At 67.5% G+C, this 21,216-nt stretch carries 26 protein-coding genes; 18 read left to right on the top strand and 8 right to left on the bottom strand.

Annotated features, from left to right (window positions below):
• Window positions 1-23: 23 nt before the first annotated feature.
• The gene (locus tag AKJ13_RS26075; protein ID WP_050735931.1) at window positions 24-263 is read right to left on the bottom strand and encodes a hypothetical protein; all 240 of its coding nucleotides are present in this window, start codon (window positions 261-263) and stop codon (window positions 24-26) included.
• 182 nt (window positions 264-445) lie between these two features.
• Between AKJ13_RS26075 and AKJ13_RS26070 the strand changes: the two genes are divergently transcribed.
• Both AKJ13_RS26070 and AKJ13_RS26065 read left to right on the top strand, forming a co-directional pair.
• Window positions 446-748: a hypothetical protein gene (locus AKJ13_RS26070; protein ID WP_050735930.1), complete on the top strand. Its 303-nt coding sequence runs from the start codon at window positions 446-448 to the stop codon at window positions 746-748.
• Between the two features lie 301 nt (window positions 749-1,049).
• Entirely contained in the window at window positions 1,050-1,331 is a 282-nt protein-coding gene (locus AKJ13_RS26065; RefSeq protein ID WP_050735929.1) for a hypothetical protein, read from the top strand.
• A gap of 85 nt (window positions 1,332-1,416) precedes the next feature.
• On the opposite strand, the gene AKJ13_RS26060 is transcribed toward AKJ13_RS26065, so the two are convergent.
• A complete protein-coding gene (locus tag AKJ13_RS26060) occupies window positions 1,417-3,867 on the bottom strand; it encodes an EAL domain-containing protein (RefSeq protein ID WP_050735928.1) in 2,451 nt (816 codons plus the stop codon).
• A 475-nt stretch (window positions 3,868-4,342) separates the two neighbouring features.
• Here AKJ13_RS26060 and AKJ13_RS26055 point away from each other — a divergent pair, with 475 nt between their 5' ends.
• The 6 genes from AKJ13_RS26055 (at window position 4,343) to AKJ13_RS26035 (ending at window position 6,523) form a co-directional block, all read left to right on the top strand.
• Entirely contained in the window at window positions 4,343-4,603 is a 261-nt protein-coding gene (locus AKJ13_RS26055; protein ID WP_050735927.1) for a hypothetical protein, read from the top strand.
• A 255-nt stretch (window positions 4,604-4,858) separates the two neighbouring features.
• Window positions 4,859-5,116, top strand: coding sequence for a hypothetical protein (locus AKJ13_RS26050; protein WP_244471735.1), 258 nt, complete (start codon window positions 4,859-4,861; stop codon window positions 5,114-5,116).
• A 212-nt stretch (window positions 5,117-5,328) separates the two neighbouring features.
• Window positions 5,329-5,616: a hypothetical protein gene (locus tag AKJ13_RS26045; protein WP_007567278.1), complete on the top strand. Its 288-nt coding sequence runs from the start codon at window positions 5,329-5,331 to the stop codon at window positions 5,614-5,616.
• A 59-nt stretch (window positions 5,617-5,675) separates the two neighbouring features.
• The gene (locus AKJ13_RS26040; protein WP_050735925.1) at window positions 5,676-5,903 is read left to right on the top strand and encodes a hypothetical protein; all 228 of its coding nucleotides are present in this window, start codon (window positions 5,676-5,678) and stop codon (window positions 5,901-5,903) included.
• A gap of 174 nt (window positions 5,904-6,077) precedes the next feature.
• Window positions 6,078-6,239 (top strand): YqaE/Pmp3 family membrane protein, encoded by a 162-nt coding sequence (locus tag AKJ13_RS30875; RefSeq protein ID WP_200905707.1) that lies wholly within the window; start codon window positions 6,078-6,080, stop codon window positions 6,237-6,239.
• A 32-nt stretch (window positions 6,240-6,271) separates the two neighbouring features.
• Window positions 6,272-6,523, top strand: coding sequence for a hypothetical protein (locus AKJ13_RS26035; RefSeq protein ID WP_050735924.1), 252 nt, complete (start codon window positions 6,272-6,274; stop codon window positions 6,521-6,523).
• Between the two features lie 122 nt (window positions 6,524-6,645).
• On the opposite strand, the gene AKJ13_RS26030 is transcribed toward AKJ13_RS26035, so the two are convergent.
• From AKJ13_RS26030 to AKJ13_RS33320, 5 genes are all read right to left on the bottom strand, one after another.
• Window positions 6,646-6,969, bottom strand: coding sequence for a hypothetical protein (locus AKJ13_RS26030; RefSeq protein ID WP_050735923.1), 324 nt, complete (start codon window positions 6,967-6,969; stop codon window positions 6,646-6,648).
• Between the two features lie 262 nt (window positions 6,970-7,231).
• On the bottom strand, window positions 7,232-7,423 hold the full coding sequence (locus tag AKJ13_RS26025) for a DUF3606 domain-containing protein (protein WP_007567267.1): 192 nt from the start codon (window positions 7,421-7,423) through the stop codon (window positions 7,232-7,234).
• An 84-nt stretch (window positions 7,424-7,507) separates the two neighbouring features.
• Window positions 7,508-7,825, bottom strand: a complete 318-nt coding sequence (locus AKJ13_RS26020) for a hypothetical protein (protein ID WP_050735922.1) — start codon at window positions 7,823-7,825, stop codon at window positions 7,508-7,510.
• Between the two features lie 343 nt (window positions 7,826-8,168).
• Window positions 8,169-8,429: a hypothetical protein gene (locus AKJ13_RS26015; protein WP_050735921.1), complete on the bottom strand. Its 261-nt coding sequence runs from the start codon at window positions 8,427-8,429 to the stop codon at window positions 8,169-8,171.
• Between the two features lie 917 nt (window positions 8,430-9,346).
• A complete protein-coding gene (locus AKJ13_RS33320) occupies window positions 9,347-9,631 on the bottom strand; it encodes a hypothetical protein (RefSeq protein WP_348270977.1) in 285 nt (94 codons plus the stop codon).
• 290 nt (window positions 9,632-9,921) lie between these two features.
• Between AKJ13_RS33320 and AKJ13_RS26005 the strand changes: the two genes are divergently transcribed.
• The 3 genes from AKJ13_RS26005 (at window position 9,922) to AKJ13_RS31660 (ending at window position 13,117) form a co-directional block, all read left to right on the top strand.
• Window positions 9,922-11,514 (top strand): gamma-glutamyltransferase family protein, encoded by a 1,593-nt coding sequence (locus AKJ13_RS26005; RefSeq protein ID WP_050735965.1) that lies wholly within the window; start codon window positions 9,922-9,924, stop codon window positions 11,512-11,514.
• A gap of 90 nt (window positions 11,515-11,604) precedes the next feature.
• Window positions 11,605-12,900 (top strand): MFS transporter, encoded by a 1,296-nt coding sequence (locus tag AKJ13_RS26000; protein WP_050735964.1) that lies wholly within the window; start codon window positions 11,605-11,607, stop codon window positions 12,898-12,900.
• Between the two features lie 79 nt (window positions 12,901-12,979).
• Complete coding sequence (locus AKJ13_RS31660) at window positions 12,980-13,117, top strand: helix-turn-helix domain-containing protein (RefSeq protein WP_244471734.1); 138 nt, start codon at window positions 12,980-12,982, stop codon at window positions 13,115-13,117.
• A gap of 288 nt (window positions 13,118-13,405) precedes the next feature.
• Here the strand turns inward: AKJ13_RS31660 and AKJ13_RS25995 are convergent, their stop codons facing one another.
• A complete protein-coding gene (locus AKJ13_RS25995) occupies window positions 13,406-14,254 on the bottom strand; it encodes a hypothetical protein (protein ID WP_050735920.1) in 849 nt (282 codons plus the stop codon).
• Between the two features lie 155 nt (window positions 14,255-14,409).
• Here AKJ13_RS25995 and AKJ13_RS25990 point away from each other — a divergent pair, with 155 nt between their 5' ends.
• From AKJ13_RS25990 to AKJ13_RS25960, 7 genes are all read left to right on the top strand, one after another.
• Window positions 14,410-16,614: an ATP-dependent RecD-like DNA helicase gene (locus AKJ13_RS25990; protein ID WP_200905706.1), complete on the top strand. Its 2,205-nt coding sequence runs from the start codon at window positions 14,410-14,412 to the stop codon at window positions 16,612-16,614.
• Window positions 16,615-16,653: 39 nt separating this feature from the next.
• Window positions 16,654-16,914, top strand: a complete 261-nt coding sequence (locus AKJ13_RS25985) for a hypothetical protein (protein ID WP_050735918.1) — start codon at window positions 16,654-16,656, stop codon at window positions 16,912-16,914.
• A 95-nt stretch (window positions 16,915-17,009) separates the two neighbouring features.
• Window positions 17,010-17,192 (top strand): DUF3606 domain-containing protein, encoded by a 183-nt coding sequence (locus AKJ13_RS25980; RefSeq protein WP_003600567.1) that lies wholly within the window; start codon window positions 17,010-17,012, stop codon window positions 17,190-17,192.
• A 194-nt stretch (window positions 17,193-17,386) separates the two neighbouring features.
• On the top strand, window positions 17,387-18,277 hold the full coding sequence (locus AKJ13_RS25975; protein ID WP_050735917.1) for an ImmA/IrrE family metallo-endopeptidase: 891 nt from the start codon (window positions 17,387-17,389) through the stop codon (window positions 18,275-18,277).
• 130 nt (window positions 18,278-18,407) lie between these two features.
• On the top strand, window positions 18,408-18,668 hold the full coding sequence (locus AKJ13_RS25970) for a hypothetical protein (RefSeq protein ID WP_050735916.1): 261 nt from the start codon (window positions 18,408-18,410) through the stop codon (window positions 18,666-18,668).
• 293 nt (window positions 18,669-18,961) lie between these two features.
• Window positions 18,962-19,408, top strand: coding sequence for a hypothetical protein (locus tag AKJ13_RS25965; RefSeq protein ID WP_064774672.1), 447 nt, complete (start codon window positions 18,962-18,964; stop codon window positions 19,406-19,408).
• 1,012 nt (window positions 19,409-20,420) lie between these two features.
• Complete coding sequence (locus AKJ13_RS25960) at window positions 20,421-20,696, top strand: hypothetical protein (RefSeq protein WP_050735914.1); 276 nt, start codon at window positions 20,421-20,423, stop codon at window positions 20,694-20,696.
• Window positions 20,697-21,216 lie beyond the last annotated feature (520 nt).

Raw genomic sequence — 21,216 nt, 5'->3', positions numbered from 1 at the left:
CCGCTGAACCCTGAGGCGGCCTGCTAGCCGCCCCCGCCGCCGCCGCCCGCCCCCGGGCCGCCGAGATTGCCGTCCTTGTTGGGCGTGTTCCAGTGGATGATGCCGTCGTCGGCGGGGCGCAGCGTCGTGGTCGGCAGACGCGGCACGCCGAATTCCGGGGCCGCGATCGGTCCGCGACCCTGCGGCCTGTTGGCCCGATGGCGCTGGGCAAGGGCCGGGGTGCTGCCGACGATCGCGACCGCGACCAGGAGCCATTTCACCATTGCAGCTCTCATCGTCGTACCGCCCGGCATCCCCCGGCGGGACGGCCCCGGGGAGGCGCCGGCGTGGGGCTCGGCCCGCCGGACGCGCGTGGCCGATGCACCGTGTCAGGAACGGTCTGAGATGCCGAGGGGTTTCCACACGCCAGGGGTGCATACCGGCGGCCTTGGCGAGGAGAGACCGTGTGTTCAAGATTCCGACTCTGACGGGTGGCCTGTTCGCAGCCAGCCTGTTTCTCGCGCCTGTCCCCGCCTCCGCTGCCCAGATCGGCCTCGGAGCCGTCACCGAGGCCGCCCCGGCCGCGGAACAGGTCCAGTACGGCTACGGCGGTCCCCGCTTCGGGCCCGGCTTCGGCCGCCGCCACGGCTATGGCGGCCCGCGCGGCTATGGCCGGGGTCATGGCTACGGCTATGGGCGCGGCTACGGTCGTGGCTATGGCCGTGGTTACGGTGGCCCGCGGGGCTTCGGCCGGCGCGGCGATTTCTAGCGCGTCCGACACGCCTGCATGCTTCGTCAGCCCGCCCGGCCCAGAGCCGCGGCGGGCTTTCTCATGCGCGAGTCCCGTGTCGGGATCACCCGGCCGGTGCGGGCGTAGGGTCCGCTAACCCAAGTCCGGCATTCTCGCGTCCGAGCCGCGTTGCGTATGGGCTCGACCGCTGGTGAGATCGGACGCTCCCCCGCCCCGTGAGCAGATCGGGGCGGGGCCGAGCGGCCGTGATGTCCGGCGCTCGCGTCACCGTGACGCCCGTGGTCGTAAAACCGCCGTCCCGTCCTGCCAGAGTTCCTGCATGCGCTTGATCTACGCCGCCCTCCTCGTCTGCTGTGCCACGGCCGCCTCGGCCGGGGAGCCGCTCATGGATGGTCCCGTCGTGGGCGGCGGTTTCGGCATGAGCGGCTCGGACTATTACGGCGACATCCGCAGCCGGATGCCGTTCACCGTCGAGGCCGCGCCCCGGCCGGCGGGCGTCGCCGAGATCGAGCGCGCCCGGGCCGCGCGCATCCGCGCCGTGGCTGCATCACGGCGGGCGGATGCGCGATCCGCAGTGCGGCGGCGCTCGCCCCACGGCTGACCCGGCCCCGGACATAGGCCGGCCCGGCGCCGCGGCGGGGGGCTCCGGATAATCGCCGGGCTGCCGCGCCGTTCGGCGCGGACGGTCAGGCCCGCGCTCGGGCGCTGTGGAGCCTCTCCTTGGATGCGTCGGGGCAACACAGCATCTCGGCATAGTCGCCGATCGGGCGCGGCTTGCCGAACAGGTAGCCCTGCATCTCCCCGCAGGCCTCGTCCGCCAGGAAGCGCCGCTGCGCAGAGGTTTCCACGCCCTCGGCGACCACGCCCATCCGCAGGCTGCGACCCAGGCTCAGCACCGCGCGCACGATCACCGCGGCCTGCGGGTCGACACCGAGCTGCGCCACGAATGAGCGGTCGATCTTCATCTTGTCGAACGGGAAGGCCTGCAGGGTCGCGAGCGACGCGTAGCCAGTGCCGAAATCGTCCATGCTGATCCGGACGCCGAACCCCTTCAGGCGCCGCAGGATGCTGATCGCCCGGGCCATGTCGTTGATGATCACGCTCTCGGTCACCTCCAGCTCGAGCCGGTCCGGCGACAGGCCGGTCTGGGCCAGCACGGCGAGCACGGTCTCGGGCAGGTCCGGCTTCTGGAATTGCCGCGGCGACAGGTTCACGGCCACCTTCAGGGGCGGCGCCCAGGTCGCGGCCTCCCGACAGGCCTCGCGCAGGACCCAATCGCCGAGCGTGATGATCAGCCCGGTCTCCTCGGCCAGGGCGACGAACACGCTGGGCGGGATCTCGCCGCGGACCGGATGGGTCCAGCGCACCAGCGCCTCGAACCCCACCAGCACGCCGGACGCGCCGTCAACCTGCGGCTGGTAGTAGAGGTTCAGGGCGTTGTCGGCGAGCGCCTGGCGCAGGTCGCTCTCCAGGACCCGGCGCTCCTCCGCCTCCTCGTCCATGTCGGCCGCGAACACCCGGTAGGTGCCCCGGCCCTCCGCCTTGGCCCGGTAGAGGGCGAGGTCGGCGCGCCGGTACAGGCATTCCGCGCTGGCGCCGTGCTCCGGGGCAAGCGCGATGCCCACGCTCAGGCCGACGCCGATCCGCTGGCCGCCGACCTGCAGCGGCGATCGGAACAGGCCGGTGAGACGCTCGGCGATCCCGGTCGCCTCGTCGCGCCCGCCGTCGAGCAGGACCGCGAACTCGTCGCCGCCCAGACGCGCCACGACGCCGTCGCCCACCACCGAGCGCAGACGGTCGGCGACGCTGCGCAGCAGGTCGTCGCCGGCCTGATGGCCGAGCGTGTCGTTCACGCCCTTGAAGCCGTCGAGATCGAGATACAGGACGGCGCCGGTGCCGCCCCGGAGCGCGATGTCGGCCAGCCGCCCGTCGAGATATTCGCGGAACAGGCCGCGGTTCGGCAGGCCGGTCAGGATGTCGTGGCGGGCGAGCCGCGTCACCTCGGCCTCCGCGGCCTTGCGCTGGGTGATGTCGGTGAAAGTCCGCACGAAGCCGCCATCGGGCAGCGGCACGGTCCGGATCTCGAGCACGAGGCCGTTCGGGCGCACGCGCTCGTGGACATGGGCCTGCTCCAGCCCGCCCCGCTCGATCCAGTCCCGGTACGAGCGGTCGGTCCGGTTGCGCTCGCGGTTCTGCAGCTGATGGCGCAGGACGGATTTGTAGCTGGGGCTGGAGCGCATCATCGCGCGGGGCAGGTCGAGGAGCACCAGGGCCCGCTCGTTGCAGACCTGAACCAGGCCGCGTCCGTCGACCATGATCAGCCCCTGGTCCATGCTGCCCAGGGTCCTGTCCAGCAGCAGCGTCTTCTCGCGCAGGGCCAGACCCTGACGGGCGAGGGCGGCGTTGATCGTGTGCAGGTGATCCAGCATCAGTGCGAGCGCCGCGAAGGCCAGGATCACCGCCATCATCACGGCGATGCCGCCCGCCACGGCGCCGCGGGCGAGGCCGAGATCCGGCATGTCCAGGGCCGGATCCGGGATCGCCCGTGCCGCCGCCATGGCCAGGAAGTGCAGCCCGGCGATGGCCGCCGTCAGAATGGTGGCCGCGGCCATCCGGGTTCGCGCATCGCCGCCGCGGACATGCACCACCAGGGCGGCGCCGGAGAGGCCGCAGCCGATCGCCGTCGCGACCAGCGCCAGGGCCAGGTCCCAGTCGAACCGTCCGGGCAGGACCACGCCGGCGATGCCGAGGAAGTGCATGCAGGCGATGCCGCCGCCGAGGATCAGGCCGGCCAAAGCCCCGACCCACGGCGTGTCCCGGCGCGCGGCGCGCAGGAGCGTGAAGGCGACCAGGGCCGCCGCGACGGCCACGACCAGCGACAGCGCCGTCGTGGCCGTCTCGTAGCCGACGACGATGCCGGGATCGTAGCCGAGCATGCCGATGAAATGGGTGCTCCAGATGCCGGCGCCCGCCGAGAAGGCGGCGGCGAGCAGCCAGGTCGGCGCCCAGGCGCCGCCCTTCCGGACGCGCTGCTCCAACAGCAGGGCGACGTAGCAGGAGATCCAGCAGACGCAGGCGGCCAGGGGGAGCACCCACGGCGTGTGCTCCTCGGTTAGGCAGGCCAGAGCACGGTACATCGGACGCCTCGCCGGACGGCAACATCAAAGCATGTTAGTCCGGCGACACTAATCAGAAGTTGCATATCAGAATAGGATTTCGCCTGCACGGTGCCGGATGCTCGGGTGACTGCGTCCTGGACGAGGCACGAAGCGTTTTTGGCCCACGACCAATACAGGCCGTTCGCGACGCGGTTTTCGCCGGCTGGTTATCGCCCGCGATGTCCGCGCGGGCCCGATCACAAGTCACGACCGTGCGAGCGTAGCAGTTACATGCCGCCAGCGCGCCTCGGCCATGCCGGATCGCCAATGCTCGCGGCGGCGCATCTGGGCTAGGTAAAGCCTCCTCCCAAGACGACCCCTTCGAGCCCGCTCGGCACCAGCTGCGGCGGGCTCTTTTTCGTTAAGCGTTTCGCCATACGCCTGGCCGGTGTCCGCGATCCGACGCTCCGCCCGCCGCCAACGGATATTTTGCCGGCAGCCTGTGACCGCACGCATGAACAGATTCCTGGCGACCGTCGCGACCCTGATCGTGTGCGCGACCCCGGCCCTGGCCGAGAGCGACGAGCCCCACCTGGGTTGCGATGACCCGCGGACGACGGGTTCGCTGCCGGCGGGACCGCGCGGTTCGACGGCCCTGGGTCCCGCAACCAGCCGGGCCGAGATGACGCCGCCCGAGGAGAGCTGGCAGGAGCAGGCCCAGCAGAACGCCGAGCGCCGCCGGCGGGAGCGGGCCGAGGGCTGCCCAGTCGATTGACAGCCGGCTACGGAACCCATCGTCAGACCGGAGACGGCGGCACGTTGGGGCGCCCAAGTTCGGAAGATTCGGATCCGGAACGAACTCCGGGAGCGTCTGCCACGTAGCGTTGATCCGCCGAGCCATTACCGGCACAGTCGCCGAGGATTGGCCGTGGCCGATGCCCGCCCAGCCCGGACGGTCGGCGACGCTTCTTGCCGGGCACCTCAGAACGAAGGGCTCTCCGACATGCGGCTACTGGCTTTCGGCGCCTTGATGGCCCTTGCAGTTTCGCCGGAGGCGCTGGCCCAGGATTCCCGGGACGTCCCGGTTGAGCGCGACCTCAGGCGAATGGACCGGATCGACCGACGCCTGGGCCGCGACGGCATCCGCCGGGTCGATCCGAACGTGACGCCGGACAATCCCGACGGCGTCGTCGGCTTCGACGGGCCGCCCTTCAACGATGGCGATCGCGGCGTCATCGACGACGGCCCCCTGCCGCCCGGCTCGCCGGCCGATCTCGACGACGATTGAGCTGGCCGCCTCGACGGCGTCCGGGCCGATCCGCCGCCCCCGGGCTCACAGGCGCCGCGGGGTGAGGACGGTGGGTTGGACGGACACCGATCGCGATTCGTCATGCCGGTCGTCGCTGTCGCGCCCCCTGCTGAGGCCGACCCGGTCTCCCCTTCGGCGGCGCGCGCTCTAGAACAGGCGCCGACGGCAACACGCTCTCAGGAGACGGATGGATGGCACAGGATACACCGGACGCCGATCGCGTCGCCCGTGTGATCGCCGAGAACGTCTATGCCGCCTTCTGCCGGCGCGCGACGATGCCCGCCCATCCGCTCGAGGAGCAGACGATCCTGGCGCGGCTCGTCGAGGCGATCCGTCCCCAGATCGGCAGAGGCGCGCCGGGCGCGATCGTCGAGGCCGCCAACGCGGCCTTGTCGGCGTGGGAGCAGCGGGATCCCGATATCCGCGGGCCGCGCGTGGTCGCGGTGAACCCGGTCGACGGTGCGGTCACCCTCGGATAGCGGCCCGCCGCCTCGTGGACGAGGGGCCGGTGCGAAGCGGTTTTGGTTGGGGATCTCGGATGCGCAGGATTCGGTCGAAGTCTGGCGCATCGAAGCGCGCGCTGCCTGAGAGCCTGACACAGCATCTCTCCGATCCGAAGATCCACATCCTCAGGACGCCGGACGGCCGACGCAGGCCCTCGCGCGCGGCGGGGCGCGCGGTGGAGGCGGGCCGGAAGGTTCTGATCTCGCTCGTGACCCTCGCGGTCCTCGTTCTGGCCGGCGGCCACCTCATCCATGCCTGGTAGGTGACCCCTGGTAGGTGACCGGCGCCGCCCGCCCGGGCGGGTTTCCGCGTCGCGATCCGGGCGTACCCGGTATCGGGACGGTCCGGCCCGACCGGCTGCGTCGCGGGCCCGTCCGCCAAGGTCTAGCTGTACGGGACCGGCCGCCTATGTCAGGGGCAAGGAGCCGTTCCAACCATGATCATGATCCTCATCTGCTTCCTCGCGCCATGGCTCGCCATGTTCCTGCGCGGGAAGATTTTCCAAGGCATCCTCTGCATCATCCTCCACCTGACGATCATCGGCTGGATCCCGGCGACGATCTGGGCCCTGGTCGTCACGCGCAAGGAAGCCGCCTGACACGGTCGACCGCCACGCAAGAGGAGGCCCCCATGCCGCCCAAGCTCACGAAGACGATCATCGGGGCGATCATCGCGGTCGCCCTCGCGGCTGCCGTGTCCTACGGCGTCATCAGCCAGCAGACCGCCGACCAGATCCAGACCAAGGCGAACCAGTCCCTGCAAACCGACCAGACCGCACCCGCTCCGGCGCCGCAGCAGACCCAGCCAGTCCCCCAGGATCCGGCCCCGCAGGCACCGGGCGAGCCGAAGCCGTCACCCGAGGCGCCCGCGTCCCGTCCGTAGCGTCCGTCGAGGGGGGCAGCCGCCCTCAAGGCCGGGCATTGTCGCCGCGCCTTGGCAGTCCCGGGTCAGGGGGCGAGCCCGTCTCGGAAGCCGATCGGTGCGGCACCCGGGGGCCGCATGCCTCACTGGAGCGATCCGGGGCCGGGCGACATGGAGCGTCCGGCCTCGAGCAGGGCGCGGATCTTGGCAGTCGCGTGCGCGAGGATATCGGGGCGCGCATCGTGGTAGGAGGTCTCCGCGACGAAGCTCTGGAGCGCCTCCTCGATCCTGTCCTCGATCTCGTCCATCACCGTCAGCCCGGGTGGGCCCTCGCGGCGCAGATAAGCGTCTGCGAGGGCCAGGTAGGCCGCGCTGGCGAGTAGAAAGGCGACGCCGTTGGCTTCCTGCGCCAGTTCGGAGCCCGGCTCGGGACTGCCGACTTGGTCGTCCGGGAATTCATCGATCATCACATCACGCCCTGCACGTCGCCCGTGCCTGAGCATGTCTCACTTATTGCGGCGCACCCAGCTGTAAAGACTGCGTATCAGCTGGGCCATTCGAACAGTAATACTACTTTTGAGGTAATAATTCTGCGGCAATGCGCCCCCGGGTTGTGCTTGCGACACGATCGGATCGGTGCCCCGCCCGCGCGGTCGCGACGAGCGGGGCCGGTGACCTGAAGCGTTCGCCGCCGCGCCGGAGACCGGTTCGGCGCCAGCGCGGGCCGGCTCAGACGATGCCGCTGCCGTCGTAGGGCCACGGCCGGTCGAGATGTGCCGCGACGGCGGCCGGCTCATCGCCGACCGCATGCACGGCCGCGGTCACATCCTCGACCGGCACCTGGAGGCGTCGGGCCCAGTAGGCGGCCGAACTCGGATCCTCGACATTCACGCGCTTGGGCTCTTGGGACAGATCGGACATGGGAACCTCCGGCGGGAGAACCGTCCGGAAGCCCGGCCGGTTCAGAGGCGATGTCGGGCCCCGCCGCGCGACGCCCGATGGCGGCTACCAGCCGCCGTAGAAGCGGCGCGGGCCGTCGTAGCCCCCGGGGCCGCGCTCGTAGCCGCCGCCGTATCCGTATCCGTAACCCGGGCGGCCGCCATAGGGGCCGCGGGGACCGCCATAGCCCCAGCCGCGGTCGTTGGGCCGGCAATGGCCCCACGGGTTCGGGTGAAAGCCCGGGCCGCAGCCGCCGGCCACGCGCTCGATCAGCCCGCCGCCGCCGAGGGGGCCGTAGCCGAACGGGGCAGCGTTCGCCGCGGTGGCGGTGCCGAGCCCTGCGGCGAGGATCGCGGCCATCCAGAGCGTCTTGAAGCGCATCATGACACCAACTCCTGAAACCGTCGGCCCGCGCTGGCCGGACCGGATGCCAGGAGGATGCGATCCGCGCCCTGAACCCCTTCCGGCTCGACCGTTCATCAACCTGATGGTGAACGGGACGCGGCACGATCGCGGTGTGGTTTCGGCGCCCCATGAAAAAGCGGCGGGGCTCGCACCCCGCCGCAGGTCGATCAGATCGGTCCGCGCGACAGCCCGGGCCGCTCGGCTACAGGCCCAGCAGCATGCTGGCCGAACCGAACAGGGTCATCAGGAGGCCGCCGACGAAGACGCCGATCATCGCGTAGGAGAGGGCCTTGAGGGCCATGGGCACGCGTCGCCTGCCGGATCAGCAGCGATAGCCGCCGGTGGTCTGACCGTACTGTTTCACCGGGCGGGTCTGCTGGTCGGCATTGCCCTCTGCCGCCGAGCTCATCGGGCAACGGTCGTATAGGGGCGCGTCGTGGACGCCGAGCCCCAGCGCTCCGGTGGTCTCGACGTCATAGGGGGCGAGGCCGGTCCAGCGCGCACCATCTGAGGCCATGGCCGACGAGATCGGAGCGACGCCAAGGACAAGCGCGGTGACGGCGGCAGCGATACGGGTCTTCATGGATAAAACTGAGCTCCTACACACTACAAGCCGGTCAATATGGCCGGTTTGTTCTTGTACGAGACGAAGATGGGGCCCCCGACGCCATCGCGCCGTGCCGCCCCGCACGCGGCGGGACGGATTAAAGCCAGGCTGCCTCATGGTCGCCCGTCAGGATGGCCTCCGAAGCTCGATTGACCTCGCCTTGTGGGTGTTTAGTAGTAATAGTTTGCGATGCAAAGTCGATTTAAGTCGTGATTAGCGCATGATCGAATGTTAGTGGCCGAAGGCAACCGGATTGGACTTGCAAAATTGAAAAGCCGGACGCTGCGGGGCTGCCGATGGATGCTCATGTATCGTACGCGCAGGCGGGACGTCTTCTCGCGATCGAGACCGTCCTGGGCGAGAACGCGCTGCTTCTCGAGCGACTGGAGCAGAGGCCGATCCTCCGCGAACTTTGACACCGGACCACCGCGTGGGGGCAGATCAGCATCGGCGGCGCATCCGGCCGCCGAACTATGGGCCAGGAACCGGCTTTCGACACGTGGCGATGCCCGCGCCATTATCTGGTCGACCTGGCGCCTGCAAATGAGATCAGCCGCATAAAGGTCTGACGCTTGCTCCTCGTACGACTGCTTCGAAAGCTGCGCCTCCCGGCGACCCGGCTCTCAGCGCGGGAAGCCGCCGCGGTTGCTGAAGCCACCGCACGGCGTGCCGGGTTTGCGGGAACTCACGGGCACGCTGTTCTCGCTCGGAAGGACGGTGCCGCGATCTGGGCGGTGTCACAGATCGCGATCGGCAGCGGCTGGCTCGTCGATATCGACGACGCGATCGGCGTGGTCGGGCCCCTTATGCGCTGGGACCTTCGGTAAGGAAGGCCTGGCATTCTCTGCAGGCCGAGAACGACCCCACACGGATGGCCGGCCTGGCGTTTGTCGTCAGGAAAGACTGACCCACTCCCGCTGCATGTTCGACCGTGCCGGCCCTTCCAGAGAGGTCCAGGCCGTGAGGAACAGCGCTCGGGCGGGATCAAGGGATTTGCGCAGCAAGGCGGCGCTGCGCTCCTCGTTGTCTCGTGCTCCCGGCACGTAGACGGCGTCGTGGAACCAGATCGCCAGTTCGACGGCGTCGGGCATGTAAAAGGCATCGCGCTGGGCCCGGAAATCATCCAAGAGCGCGTCGACATGCGACTGCCCATGGTAAACGCGTTGCGGTTCGGCCAACCGCGCGCAGATCGGCCAGGATGAGCGGATGGGCCTCGAGCATGTATCGGCCGCCTAGCTGTTTGGTTGCGGAACGTCGGCGGGACGCGAGCCCGCACGCGTCCGGACCCCAGGCGAAGGCCGTATTCGGCGGCACCGTTCTGGATGCGCCGCCGAATACGGCTGTTCGGCCGGGGGATTCCGGTCACGGCCATTCGGACAGTGCACTCCCGGCTCAACGCAGCCCTGAATAAAGGGCATAAGGCTTGCCAAGACGGGCTCCGGGAGCCTGGCCGTCCACGAGATCGATGATGCAATACCGACACGACGCGATCTACGCTTCCCGGCGCTCGCCGGTCTTCGCCCGGAACCTCGTCGCCACCTCGCAGCCCCTCGCCACGCAAGCCGGGCTGAGGATGCTGCATCAGGGCGGAAACGCCCTCGACGCGGCGCTGGCTGCGGCCATCGCACTGACCGTGGTCGAGCCCACCGGCAACGGCATCGGGTCGGATGCCTTCTGCATCCTCTGGCACGAGGGCCAGCTGCACGGGCTCAACGCCTCGGGGCGCTCGCCGGCCGGCTGGACGCCGGAGCGCTTCGCCCATCACGGCGCGTTTCCGCATCGCGGCTGGGACACCGTCACGGTGCCCGGCGCGGTCTCCGCCTGGGTGGAGCTGTCGCGGCGGTTCGGCCGTTTGCCCTTCGCGCGCCTGTTCGAGCCGGCCATCGGCTACGCGGAGGAAGGCTTCCTGGTCTCGCCGGTCATCGCCGAGCTGTGGCGACGGGGTGCGGCGGAGCTGAAGACCCAGCCCGGCTTCGCGGCGACCTTCATGCCCGACGGGCGGACGCCGGCCGCCGGTGAGCTGTTCCGGGCCCCCGGCCATGCCCGCACGCTCCGGTTGATCGCCGAGACGCGGGGCGAGGCCTTCTACCGGGGCGAGCTGGCGCAGCGGATCGCGGATTTCGCCCGCCAGCACGGCGCTGCCCTCGACGAGGGTGACTTGGCGGAGCACAGCACGGATTGGTGCGGCACCATCCGGCAGGATTTTGGCGGGGCGAGCCTGCACGAGATCCCGCCGAACGGGCAGGGCATCGCGGCCTTGATGGCGCTGGGGATCCTGCGCTCGACCGGCCTCGCGGACCTGCCGGCGGACAGCCCGGACGCGCTCCATCTCCAGATCGAGGCGATGAAGCTCGCCTTCGCGGACGTCTACGCCTACGCGGCCGACCTGCGCTACATGACCAAGGTCACCCACGACCACCTGCTGGATCCCGCCTATCTCGCCTCCCGGGCGGCCCTGATCGACCGCCGGCGCGCGCAGGTCTTCGGGCACGGGGCGCCGAACGAGGGCGGCACCGTGTGCCTCGCCACCGGCGATGCCGGCGGCATGATGGTTTCCTACATCCAGTCGAACTATTCGGGCTTCGGCTCCGGGGTGGTGGTGCCGGAGACCGGCATCAGCCTGCAGAACCGCGGCTACGGCTTCACCCTGGCCGAGGGCCATCCCAACCAGGTCGGTCCGCGCAAGCGCCCGTTCAACACGATCATCCCGGGCTTCGTCATGCAGGACGGGGCGCCGCTGATGGCTTTCGGCTTCATGGGTGGCCCCATCCAGGCGCAGGGGCACGTGCAGGTTCTCGTGCGGACCCAGCTCTGGGGGCAGGACCCTCAGACCGCCGTGGATGCGCCCCGCTGGCGCCACGTCGCCGGATTGCAGGTCGCGGTCGAGACCGCCTTCCCGGCCCCGGTGCTGGGCGAGCTGGAGGCGCGGGGCCACGAGCTCGTGCGTGAGCCGCCGGATTCCGCCTTCGGCTTCGGCGGCGCGCAGCTCGTGCGCCGGATCGACGGCGGCTACGTCGGCGGCTCCGATCCCCGCAAGGACGGCCACGCGGGCGGTTTCTAGCGCCCTCGCCCTCGGAATGGACGACGGTTCGGCGCCAGCGAGCGCGCCGGACAGCAACCTTTGTCGCCCCGCACCAGCATCAGGTTCATCATGTCAGCACCGGTCGCGGCCGCGCGCGCAACACCCTCCCGCGACGCCTCGCAGATGTACAAGGCGGTGATCGCGTCCTCGATCGGCAATGCCCTCGAATTCTACGACCTGACCCTGTACCTGTATTTCGCGGTCACGATCTCGAAGTTGTTCTTCCCGAGCAGCAACCCGACCACCTCGCTGCTGCTGGCGCTGGGCAGCTTCGGCATCTCCTATCTGATGCGTCCGCTGGGCGCGATCGTGCTCGGCCTGTACGCCGACAGGGTCGGCCGCAAGCCGGCGCTGATGCTGTCGATCCTGCTCATGATGGTCGGCACCTTCATGATGGTGGTGATGCCGTCCTACGAGTCGATCGGCATCTTCGCGTCGATCGGCGTGCTGGCCGCCCGGCTGATCCAGGGCTTTTCCGTCGGCGGCGAGTTCGGCGCCTCGACCGCCTTCATGGTCGAGCACGGTCCGGCGCGGAAAGGGTTCTTCGCGAGCTTCCAGTTCGCCAGCCAGGGCCTGGCCAGCGTGATGGCGGCCCTGTCCGGGGTCATCCTGAGCGCCACGCTCAGCGCGGACCAGATCGCCTCCTGGGGGTGGCGCCTGCCCTTCGCGTTCGGATTGCTGATCGGGCCCGTCGGCCTCTACATCCGGCGCAACATTGCGGAGACCCCCGAATTCGAGGACTCGACCGAAGGGGAGGCGACCAACTCGCCCATGCGCGACCTGTTCGTGCAGCAATGGCTGAACATCCTGCTGGCGACCGGGCTCGTGGCGACCTCCACGGCGCTGAACTACATGATCAGCTACACGCCGACCTACGCGGTCAACCAGCTCGGCCTGCCCTCCTGGATCGGCTTCGTCGCCTCGTTCGTCGGGGCCGTCATGCTGATGACGGTGGCGCCGCTGGTCGGGCACTGGTCGGACAGCATCGGCCGGACGCCGATCATGCGGGCCGTGGTGATCGCGGTCTTCGTGCTGATGTTTCCGGCCTTCGCGCTGCTGATCAGCTATCCGGCGCTCCTCGTCATCGTGCCGGTGCTCGCGCTGATCGGCGCCCTCAAGGCCAGCTACAGCGCGGCGCTTCCGGCGCTCATGGCCGAGATCTTCCCGACGCGCACACGCAGCACCGGCATGAACATCAGCTACAATGTCGGCGTGACGCTGTTCGGCGGCTTCGCGCCGTTCTGGATCGAGAGCCTGATCGCCATCACCCACACGGCGCTCGCCCCGAGCTTCTTCCTGATGTTCGCGGCCAGCGTCAGCCTGCTCTGCATCGTCCTGGTTCGCCGGAAATTCGGGCTGCGCTAGAACGTGCCTCGGTTTTAGAATCGGGGCTTCAGGCGTCGGGTCATCCGATCCTCCGGTGCGTCGGCGCCTGGAGGGAGGGGTGACGCGGCCTTACGCGGACGACCTGCGAGCCCGTGCGGTGGCGCGCTACGAAGCTGGCGAGAGCATCCGGCCGATCGCTGCCGCGCTGCAGATCAGCCCATCCTGCGTGTCGACGTGGCGGCTGCCCGCGGCGTGACGACGGACAGCCCCGCGGTCTTCCAGCGCTGCCTCACCGGACATCCTCGTCCCGGCCCTGGCGCCGGGCAATGTCGGTCATCCCTCCGTCTCCGCCACCTGGGTGGCTTAAGTTACTGTTATAACTCTTAAAATTGGTACGACTGAGGCGGTCAGCCCGCGTTGTACCCCATATTTTGCAACGGCTTGTACCGGACGTAGATGGACGATGCGCCCGCGCGCGCGAGGGCGAAACTCGTTGATCGCTACTATCACCAAGGTCGATAGTGCCGAGAGCCATTCTAATAGCTCAGCCGGGGTGGGGACCCATGCGGCGGCGGTCATGCTCGATGGCGAACACATGACTGTACAGGTTTGCCACCCAGCTACGTCCCTCGACCGTGAGATCGAGGAAGTGAATTGCATCCCCGATGACCGGCTCGATCTTGCCCCAGAAAAAGGCCGGGTACCGCTCCGCTAGGTCAGCTGGGCCTGCGTAGCCAAGCTGCCTGTCGAGGCCGACCTCGGCGAACTCGTGGAACAGTGCGTTCAGTTTGCGGGGGTAGAGTGGATCGCCGAGTTGTCCGATCAGGTCGGCCGCACGCATCAGGCCGGCTTCCGTCCCGGTTTCCCGGTGCTCGTCGTCCGCGGGCACGGGGAAGCGGGTCAGCTCGATGGCGCCCATCACCCGCTGCGCATCTACGAGATCATGCGTGCCGAAGCGCTCCTGCACCGCCAGCTTCGAGCGCTCGATGTGGTAGGGCGCCAGCGCCGCGTCGGAGGCGCCCCGTGGAAGACCGATAGTGGTGCCCTGGGCGTCGATGACGAAGGCGTTCGCCCGGTCGCCCGAGCAGACGCCGCGCACGTAGCCGATGTCGTGGTACAGCGCCGCCAGGATCATGTGCAGCCAATCCTCCGGCGTGATGCCCTTGTCGAGGAACCGGCCGCGCAGGATGTCCTGAGCGACGAGGGTGACGAGGGCTGTGTGGTCGCCGTCGTGGTAGAGCGCATCGCTGCCGACGATGCGTTCGATGGTCAGGCGCGCGGACGCCTCGATCACCTCGGCAAAACGTGGCTCCCGACTGCCGAAGGTGCGCTGGTAGGTGAGCGCGAGGTGCTCACCCAGCGCGTCCGCCAGCATCTTCGTCACATCGAACATGGCCGGTATCCCGCAGACTGAATGAACGCCGACACTGCCCGCTGTGTCGATCAGCACCATGACATCGAGTAAGCGACGGCCCATATTGCAGAACCGACTCGTACAGTATCGAGGCGTCAATCACCGAGGCAGGCTCATAGGATCTCATAGCGGCCGTGGCTGCACGCGCATTCTCCGGCTCGTCCGGTCCAGAAATCGAGGCGCTGGCCGGTACCATCGAGCGCGTCACCTTCCACAGCCCGGAAACCGGCTTCTGCGTGCTCAAAGTCCAGGCGCGGGGCAAACGCGATCTCGTGCCGGTAATCGGGCATGCCCCCGCCATCGCGGCCGGCGAGTGGATCACCGCCACCGGCATCTGGCACACGGATCGCCAGCACGGCGTGCAATTCAAGGCCGACACCCTCAAGGTCACACCGCCCACCGGGGTCGAGGGCATCGAGAAGTACCTCGCCTCCGGACACATGCGCGGCATCGGCCCCGCCATGGCCAAGCGCATCGTCGCGGCCTTCGGGGAAGGCACGTTCGAGATCATCGAGGCTGAGCCGCAGCGCCTGCCCGAGGTCGCCGGCATCGGCCGGAAGCGCGCCGCCCGCATCATCGCCGGCTGGGCCGAGCAGAAGGCCGTGCGCGAGATCATGCTGTTTCTACACGCCCACGGTGTTGGAACGGCGCGGGCAGTGCGGATCTTCAAGACCTACGGCCACGACGCCATCGTGGTCATGACCGAGGATCCTTATCGGCTGGCCAAGGACATCCGCGGCATCGGCTTCAAGACCGCCGACGCCATCGCGATGAAGCTCGGGCTAACCCCAGAGGCGCCGCAGCGGCTGCGTGCGGGCATCTCGTTTGCCCTTCAGACCGCGACCGATGGCGGCCACTGTGCGCTACCTGTGGCGGAGCTGATCAAGCTCGCGGGCGAACTGCTCGGCGTCGAGGCGACGCTGATCCGCTCGGCGTTGCTCGACGTACTGGAGACGGGCGAAGTCGTGCAGGACATCCTCGGCGACAAGGCGTGCATCTTCCTGGCCGGGCTGCACGCCGCCGAGCGAATGATCGCTGAGCGGTTGCTCCGCCGAACGAAGGGGGCGCCGCCCTGGCCTGAGATCGACCTCGCCCGCGCGCTGCCCTGGGTCCAAGAGAAGACCGGGAGGACGCTCTCGCCCTCGCAAGGGGAAGCCGTGCGGCTCGTGCTCGGCGCCAAGCTCGCGGTGATCACCGGCGGTCCGGGCGTGGGTAAAACTTCGACGCTCGACACGATCCTGCGCATCCTGCGGGCGAAGGGCGTGCAGGTGCTGCTCGCCGCCCCGACAGGCCGGGCGGCCAAGCGCATGAATGAGCAGACGGGGTTGGAAGCCAAGACGATCCACCGCCTGCTGGAGATCGACCCGAAGCACGGCGGCTTCTTGCGCAACGAGGACAACCCGCTCGCCTGTGACATGCTGGTGATCGACGAGACTTCGATGGTCGATGTGCCGCTGATGAATGCCCTGACCAAGGCGATCCCCGAGCACGCGGCGCTACTTCTCGTCGGTGACGTTGATCAGCTGCCTTCTGTCGGACCTGGGCAAATTTTGGCGGACGTCATCGCTTCGGAAGCCGTCCCGGTGGCGCGGCTGACCGAGGTGTTTCGGCAGGCGGCCGAGAGCCGGATCGTCATGAACGCGCACCGGATCAATGCCGGCAAAATGCCCGAACCGGCCGCACGGGGCGCGGACAGTGACTTCCACCTGATCGAGATTGACGAGCCCGAGACGGCGGTGACGACGCTGATCGAGGTGGTGACCAAGCGTATCCCAGCCCGCTTCGGCCTCGATCCAGTGCGCGACGTGCAGGTGCTTACCCCGATGCAGCGCGGCGTGCTCGGCGCGCGCAACCTCAACCATGAGCTTCAGGCGGTGCTGAACCCGAACCCCTTGATTTCGGTGGAGCGGTTCGGCTGGCGCTTCTCTCCGGGGGACCGGGTAATGGAGAGCCAAAACGACTACGACCGGGAGGTGTTCAACGGTGATCTCGGCACGGTGGCACGCATCGATGAGGACGAGGGTGCGGTGATCGTCGATTTCGAGGGGCGGGAGGTGATCTACCCCTACGGCGAACTCGACACGCTGGTACCCGCCTACGCCACGACCATCCACAAGTCGCAGGGCTCGGAGTACCCGGCGGTGGTGATCCCGCTCGCCATGCAGCATTGGACCATGCTGGCGAGGAACCTCCTGTACACGGGGGTGACCCGCGGCAAGCGACTCGTCGTGCTGCTGGTACAGCGCAAGGCGCTCGGGATCGCGGTCCGCGGCGGCAACATGCGGCCGCGCTGGACCAAGCTGCGTGAATGGCTCAGGGCAACGGCACAACCTCAGTGATGGCTGTCACGAACGGACATGCAATCGAATGTTTGATGCATGTCCGACCTGCCTCCGCTGCGGCTCGTTGGTCCCTCTGCCAGCATCAGTTCGCACTTCGTCGAGGGCGTGAACGGCCCGCTCGTGCACCTGCTCGACGCCGAGCACGAGGAGCCCAGCCAGCCCTGCCTGCTGCTGCAGAGTTTTCCCGTGTTGGCTTATCCTTGGCGCGAAGTGATGCCCCCGGTCGCGGAGGCCGGTACCATCGAGCGCGGCTCTAAACGACTCAGGCGGATGCCGAAGTGCCGATGGGCAGGCTGACGTTCCGCTTCCTCGCATCCATTTAAACCGGACCCTGTCGGGAAGGCCGCGAGATCCTTCCCAGATTGCATGCCACTAAACCAGTAGGACCTCCAATGGCCGGCCTCAAGGACAAGCGTGGCTTCATCGATAAGGACCGACTCGATTTGTCGGAACGCAAGGCTGTTGAGTTCTGGATGAAGCGCTGGGGTGTCACGCAGGACCAACTGACGGCGGCGCATCGGAAGGTTGGTCGAATGACGAAGGACATCGCCGCCGAACTGGGCAAGAAGCGTTAGTTGCGTGCTCACCGCAACGGGACAGCTCGTCTGGAGATGTCGTCGATGGTGAAGCCGCCGCAAGCTGCGCCTAGCCTTCGTGCTGAACCCAAGGTGGGTTACCGCCCGCGCAAATTCCCCATAGCCCTGGTCTTCGGATCGCGGGTACGTGGTGGCTTGACGGGTCAGCCCAGGAACGGAGAGGGGCTGCGTGAATGCTGATCAGCAGGATAGACGTCGCGGACGCTGGCTCACCGGAGGCGCTCGTCAAACGCATCCTGCAGACCGAGCCGAACCTTCCGGTGCCCGTGCCTATCCAGGAGCTGTGCGCGCGCCTAGGCATCAGCAGGATCGAAGACCTCGACACCGACGCGTTCGAGGGTGGCCTCGTCATCGACGCGAAGCGGTCTGTAGGCACCATCTTGGCCAAGCGCGGGGGTGAGCCGCGTCGCCGGTTCACCATCGCACACGAACTCGGCCACTTCCTGATGGCGCACCACATTCCGGATCAGCCCGACCGTTTCCTGTGCAAGAGCTCTGATCTGCTCCGGTTCACGGCCAAGGCGGGCGACCAGCGGCAGCTTAGGGAGGTCGAGGCCAACCGCTTTGCCGCCCTGATGCTGATGCCCCCGCACCTGCTGCGGGGAGCCATGGCGGCTTTTCTCCAGCCCGATCTGCAGCACGTGCTTGTGCTCGCGCGCGACTTCGCGGTCGGTAAAGAGACGGCGGCTCGGGCCTACGTGCAATACCATCCCGAGCGGATCGCCATCGTCGTGGCCGGCAATGGTCGGGTGCAGCGGTGCTACCGCAGCCTCTCCTTTCCGGCCATCATCTCCGCGGTCGGCAGCCCGGTTCCGACAGGCTCGCTCTATCACAGCAGTCCGCATCGGCTGAACATCGCGAGCGACATCGCCGAGTGCAGTTCCGATCTCTGGATCGACGTGAAGCGCGATCTCCGCGCGCCGGCCCTATACGAGCAGGTGTACCATCAGCAGAACGGCTTCGCGATGATCCTGGTGCGTTTGGAAGCCGTCCTAGAGGAGAGCGCGGAGGAGCGCAGGCTAAATGAGGGCTGGCGTCACCGCTTCCACTCGGGGCGACGGTAGGCAAGATCGAGCTCAAACGGAACAGCCCTGACGGCCATAGCTTGCCGCTTCGTCAGAAAGGGCTGTACCGCCGTCCCGTTGCTGATCCGGCGTACTCCTGAGGTCGGCAGAGGAGCAATGAGGGTCGTGAATGGCGGGAACTGACGACGATCTTCGGCTGCTCCTCGATCAGGTCGCGGTAGAGGAAGCGTTCCTCGACCCGGTTGGCCGCGCCGAGGACGCCGAGCTGAACGCTACGGGCGCCGCGCATTCAACGCCTCCGGCCGTGTCGTTGATGATCACAAACCGTCAGCGGGCGGCGCTTCGTGAACTTGGCTTTTCCGAAGAATCCATTCGGCAGATGACGCCAGCAGAGGCACACGACAAGCTCGGGCTGGCCACGCCGTCCTAGCTCGGCCCGAACTGGTCTCGCTTTAGATAGCGTGGCCTGCAGGGTGGAGGGCGCTTGGATCCATGGCTGCCGTCCCCTGAGGCCGGCTACTGCGTCGTCGCCCCGGATCTGCCCATTATGGGTGCACGTTCAAGCCGGCGGTCATCCGAAGCGGACTCGCGACACATCCTTAGTCGCTTGGTGATGTGTGCCGTAAGCAACCATTAACGCTGCGTGGGCACGATTGTGAGTCTGATCGATCAGCCGTTCGGATCAATGAGGTCCGCACGGTTGCGACGGGAGACAACGGGCCCATGCCTCGCCTACTCGAAGCTCTGCGCTGGAAACTTCACGTGCTTTTTGCATGGAAGCCAACACGGGCTCAGTTGCTGCCCCTGGTTTTGGGGGTTTACGCCCTAGCGGGTTGGGGAGCCTACGCGAATAAGTCTTCTGCTAACCGCGAGCTCACAACGCAGGTCAGCCTCCTTCAGGCGGAGCAATACGGGTTGGTGAGTCGTCAGAAGGAGTTGGAGCAGGCCAACATCGACCTCGTTCGCGTGTGGCAAGGCAAACTTGCCTCTGCCCGCGAGGAACTCGGCCAAGCTATTGCGGTCCGCGACGCGGCGAAGGGGCAGCTTGCCGGTTCACAGCGCGAGCTAGCCGCTTCGAAGAAGCGCTTCGATCAGGCTCGTGATCGAGTATCCGAGACGGGAAGCATCAAACCCGCCGAGCCGTCGAAGAAAGCTGCGGGCAAGCCATAGAGCCGCTGGATGTTTCTGCCTTCGGCGTGATGAGCTCGATCCCACGCTGTCTTTGTTTTTGGACGACAGATCGCAGTGGCGCGACCCTGCGCCGCCATCCTGGCATGATCGGGCCGCAGTCCGCGAAGGCCGGCAAGTTCAAGCAGCGATGGTTGGTTGCAAAAGGCCAGCGGGACATAGGCTGCGTTGTATTACGGAACAGCGGTCGCTCGTCCTGGCCATTCCGGCGGCTGCTGATCCTGGCTGACGCGTAGGCGCTGCTATTCCAGGTCGGCGAACGCAGCTTCATACGAGGCATCCGTCGCAATCGGCAGCGCTGCCCGAGCCTCGGCCTAGAACCTGTCGATCAGCGCCGCGTCGGTGCCCAAAGCCGCATGCCACCACGTCAGGATTGGCTCACGCGCCCGAGCTAGCGCAGCCGCCGACGGGAGCCGGTCGCGCTTCTCGTGCTGGTTGACCCTGCGCGAGGCTGGAAACAGTTTCGGGTCAGGCGAATTTTGAACCGGTCGCCCAATCTCTTCAGAGGAGAGAAACAGGTCGCAGTCGCTAGATTGACTGCAAAGTTGCCCCTATAAGTCGCCCAGCAAACATCGGGGTATGCCCTGACGTGACGCAACATCTCGCCTTATGCTTTAAGTCACATTCGGTTCGAATCGGATCGATGTGACGAGCATCTGGGCGGGTCTAAACCTCGATGTGACCGCAAGTGCGCATTCGAATATGAAATTCTATCAAGCGAGTTGATGACTCGGTTCGGCGTGCCGCCAATTCATATCGACGAAGTGTCGTGCTGCCTCAAAGCGCGGCCGTTTGCTCGGAATGGATCGAGGCCATGTTCAATGACACAGTTCCGTCTTTTCGGTTTAACCGACCACGTTCCCCCTCCCCTTTAAACTGGCCGCCCCGTCGCAACGAGTCGGCGGAAGCGCCTGATGGGCAAAATGCGGGTAAGCTCGCAACCAAGGTCGCCGAAGCAGGTCGAACCGGCGCTCACGCCAGTAGCCGTGACGCTGTGGCCGCCGACGCTGAACGCTTCCTGCATCAGGCCAAGGGTGCCGGGTCGCAGCCGCTCGGCAGCACGGGTTGGTTGCAGCGGGCCGGTTTGAGCATCCGTAAGGCGTCGGACGCACAGCACCTTGAAGCCATCGCGCTGGCCTATGCGACCTACGTCCGAATCAGCGCTAGCCCGCTGCGTGCTGCGCTCATGGCCGAGCTTGAAACGTTGAGCGGGCGCAAGCGATCACGCACTACCCATGACCTGCACCTCATCGTCGAGCGGTTCGTCTAGTACGGCGGCGAGACGCTCGCCGAGCGCTTAGCGGCGCGCAAGCTCATCAGCCGGGATGTGAGGGCGATTCAGTACCTTGAATCAGCCAACGTGCTGCCGAGCCGGGTTCAGACGCTGGCGGCGACTCCAGGTCAAGGGCTTCACGCTTGGGCGCGGCAGGGCACGGCGTCGAAGCGAGCGGCTGCCTCACCAAAGAACGCCATCGCAGCTGCGCGGCAAGCGAGAATTGAGGCACGGCAGCGTGCGCTGATCCACGAGGTGACGATCACGACGCGGCGGCCGGACGGCTCCCGGAAGGGTCGGCACCGTTTTAAGATTACCGGTGTTCTGAGTTCCGAGGTCGCGGGGCTTCGACGGCGCTTGAAAGGCAAGGAAGTGCTCCACGCGAGCAAAGCTTCGACTGGCTGAGCGAGCCGAAGGCTGAGCTACACGTGCTCGCCCCACTCCTGAAATGCGCCATGAGCTGACATCAGCACGCTGCTCGAAACCGGACCTTCGGCTTTGCGCCCATTGCCGCCGT

Origin of the sequence: Methylobacterium sp. ARG-1 (genome assembly GCF_001262595.1) — a bacterium.
In the GTDB taxonomy this organism is placed as follows: domain Bacteria; phylum Pseudomonadota; class Alphaproteobacteria; order Rhizobiales; family Beijerinckiaceae; genus Methylobacterium; species Methylobacterium brachiatum.
The sequence above is the reverse complement of the archived record's forward strand: the minus strand, read 5'-3'. Positions and strand labels throughout refer to the sequence as shown.

Bases quoted from the DNA above. Each gene is read 5' to 3' on its own strand.
- AKJ13_RS26075 (WP_050735931.1), bottom strand. From the start codon at position 263: ATGGTGAAATGGCTCCTGGTCGCGGTCGCGATCGTCGGCAGCACCCCG.
- AKJ13_RS26065 (WP_050735929.1), top strand. From the start codon at position 1,050: ATGCGCTTGATCTACGCCGCCCTCCTCGTCTGCTGTGCCACGGCCGCC.
- AKJ13_RS26060 (WP_050735928.1), bottom strand. From the start codon at position 3,867: ATGTACCGTGCTCTGGCCTGCCTAACCGAGGAGCACACGCCGTGGGTG.
- AKJ13_RS26055 (WP_050735927.1), top strand. From the start codon at position 4,343: ATGAACAGATTCCTGGCGACCGTCGCGACCCTGATCGTGTGCGCGACC.
- AKJ13_RS26050 (WP_244471735.1), top strand. From the start codon at position 4,859: ATGGCCCTTGCAGTTTCGCCGGAGGCGCTGGCCCAGGATTCCCGGGAC.
- AKJ13_RS26045 (WP_007567278.1), top strand. From the start codon at position 5,329: ATGGCACAGGATACACCGGACGCCGATCGCGTCGCCCGTGTGATCGCC.
- AKJ13_RS26040 (WP_050735925.1), top strand. From the start codon at position 5,676: ATGCGCAGGATTCGGTCGAAGTCTGGCGCATCGAAGCGCGCGCTGCCT.
- AKJ13_RS30875 (WP_200905707.1), top strand. From the start codon at position 6,078: ATGATCATGATCCTCATCTGCTTCCTCGCGCCATGGCTCGCCATGTTC.
- AKJ13_RS26035 (WP_050735924.1), top strand. From the start codon at position 6,272: ATGCCGCCCAAGCTCACGAAGACGATCATCGGGGCGATCATCGCGGTC.
- AKJ13_RS26030 (WP_050735923.1), bottom strand. From the start codon at position 6,969: ATGATCGATGAATTCCCGGACGACCAAGTCGGCAGTCCCGAGCCGGGC.
- AKJ13_RS26025 (WP_007567267.1), bottom strand. From the start codon at position 7,423: ATGTCCGATCTGTCCCAAGAGCCCAAGCGCGTGAATGTCGAGGATCCG.
- AKJ13_RS26020 (WP_050735922.1), bottom strand. From the start codon at position 7,825: ATGATGCGCTTCAAGACGCTCTGGATGGCCGCGATCCTCGCCGCAGGG.
- AKJ13_RS26015 (WP_050735921.1), bottom strand. From the start codon at position 8,429: ATGAAGACCCGTATCGCTGCCGCCGTCACCGCGCTTGTCCTTGGCGTC.
- AKJ13_RS26005 (WP_050735965.1), top strand. From the start codon at position 9,922: ATGCAATACCGACACGACGCGATCTACGCTTCCCGGCGCTCGCCGGTC.
- AKJ13_RS26000 (WP_050735964.1), top strand. From the start codon at position 11,605: ATGTCAGCACCGGTCGCGGCCGCGCGCGCAACACCCTCCCGCGACGCC.
- AKJ13_RS25995 (WP_050735920.1), bottom strand. From the start codon at position 14,254: ATGTTCGATGTGACGAAGATGCTGGCGGACGCGCTGGGTGAGCACCTC.
- AKJ13_RS25985 (WP_050735918.1), top strand. From the start codon at position 16,654: ATGTCCGACCTGCCTCCGCTGCGGCTCGTTGGTCCCTCTGCCAGCATC.
- AKJ13_RS25980 (WP_003600567.1), top strand. From the start codon at position 17,010: ATGGCCGGCCTCAAGGACAAGCGTGGCTTCATCGATAAGGACCGACTC.
- AKJ13_RS25975 (WP_050735917.1), top strand. From the start codon at position 17,387: ATGCTGATCAGCAGGATAGACGTCGCGGACGCTGGCTCACCGGAGGCG.
- AKJ13_RS25970 (WP_050735916.1), top strand. From the start codon at position 18,408: ATGGCGGGAACTGACGACGATCTTCGGCTGCTCCTCGATCAGGTCGCG.
- AKJ13_RS25965 (WP_064774672.1), top strand. From the start codon at position 18,962: ATGCCTCGCCTACTCGAAGCTCTGCGCTGGAAACTTCACGTGCTTTTT.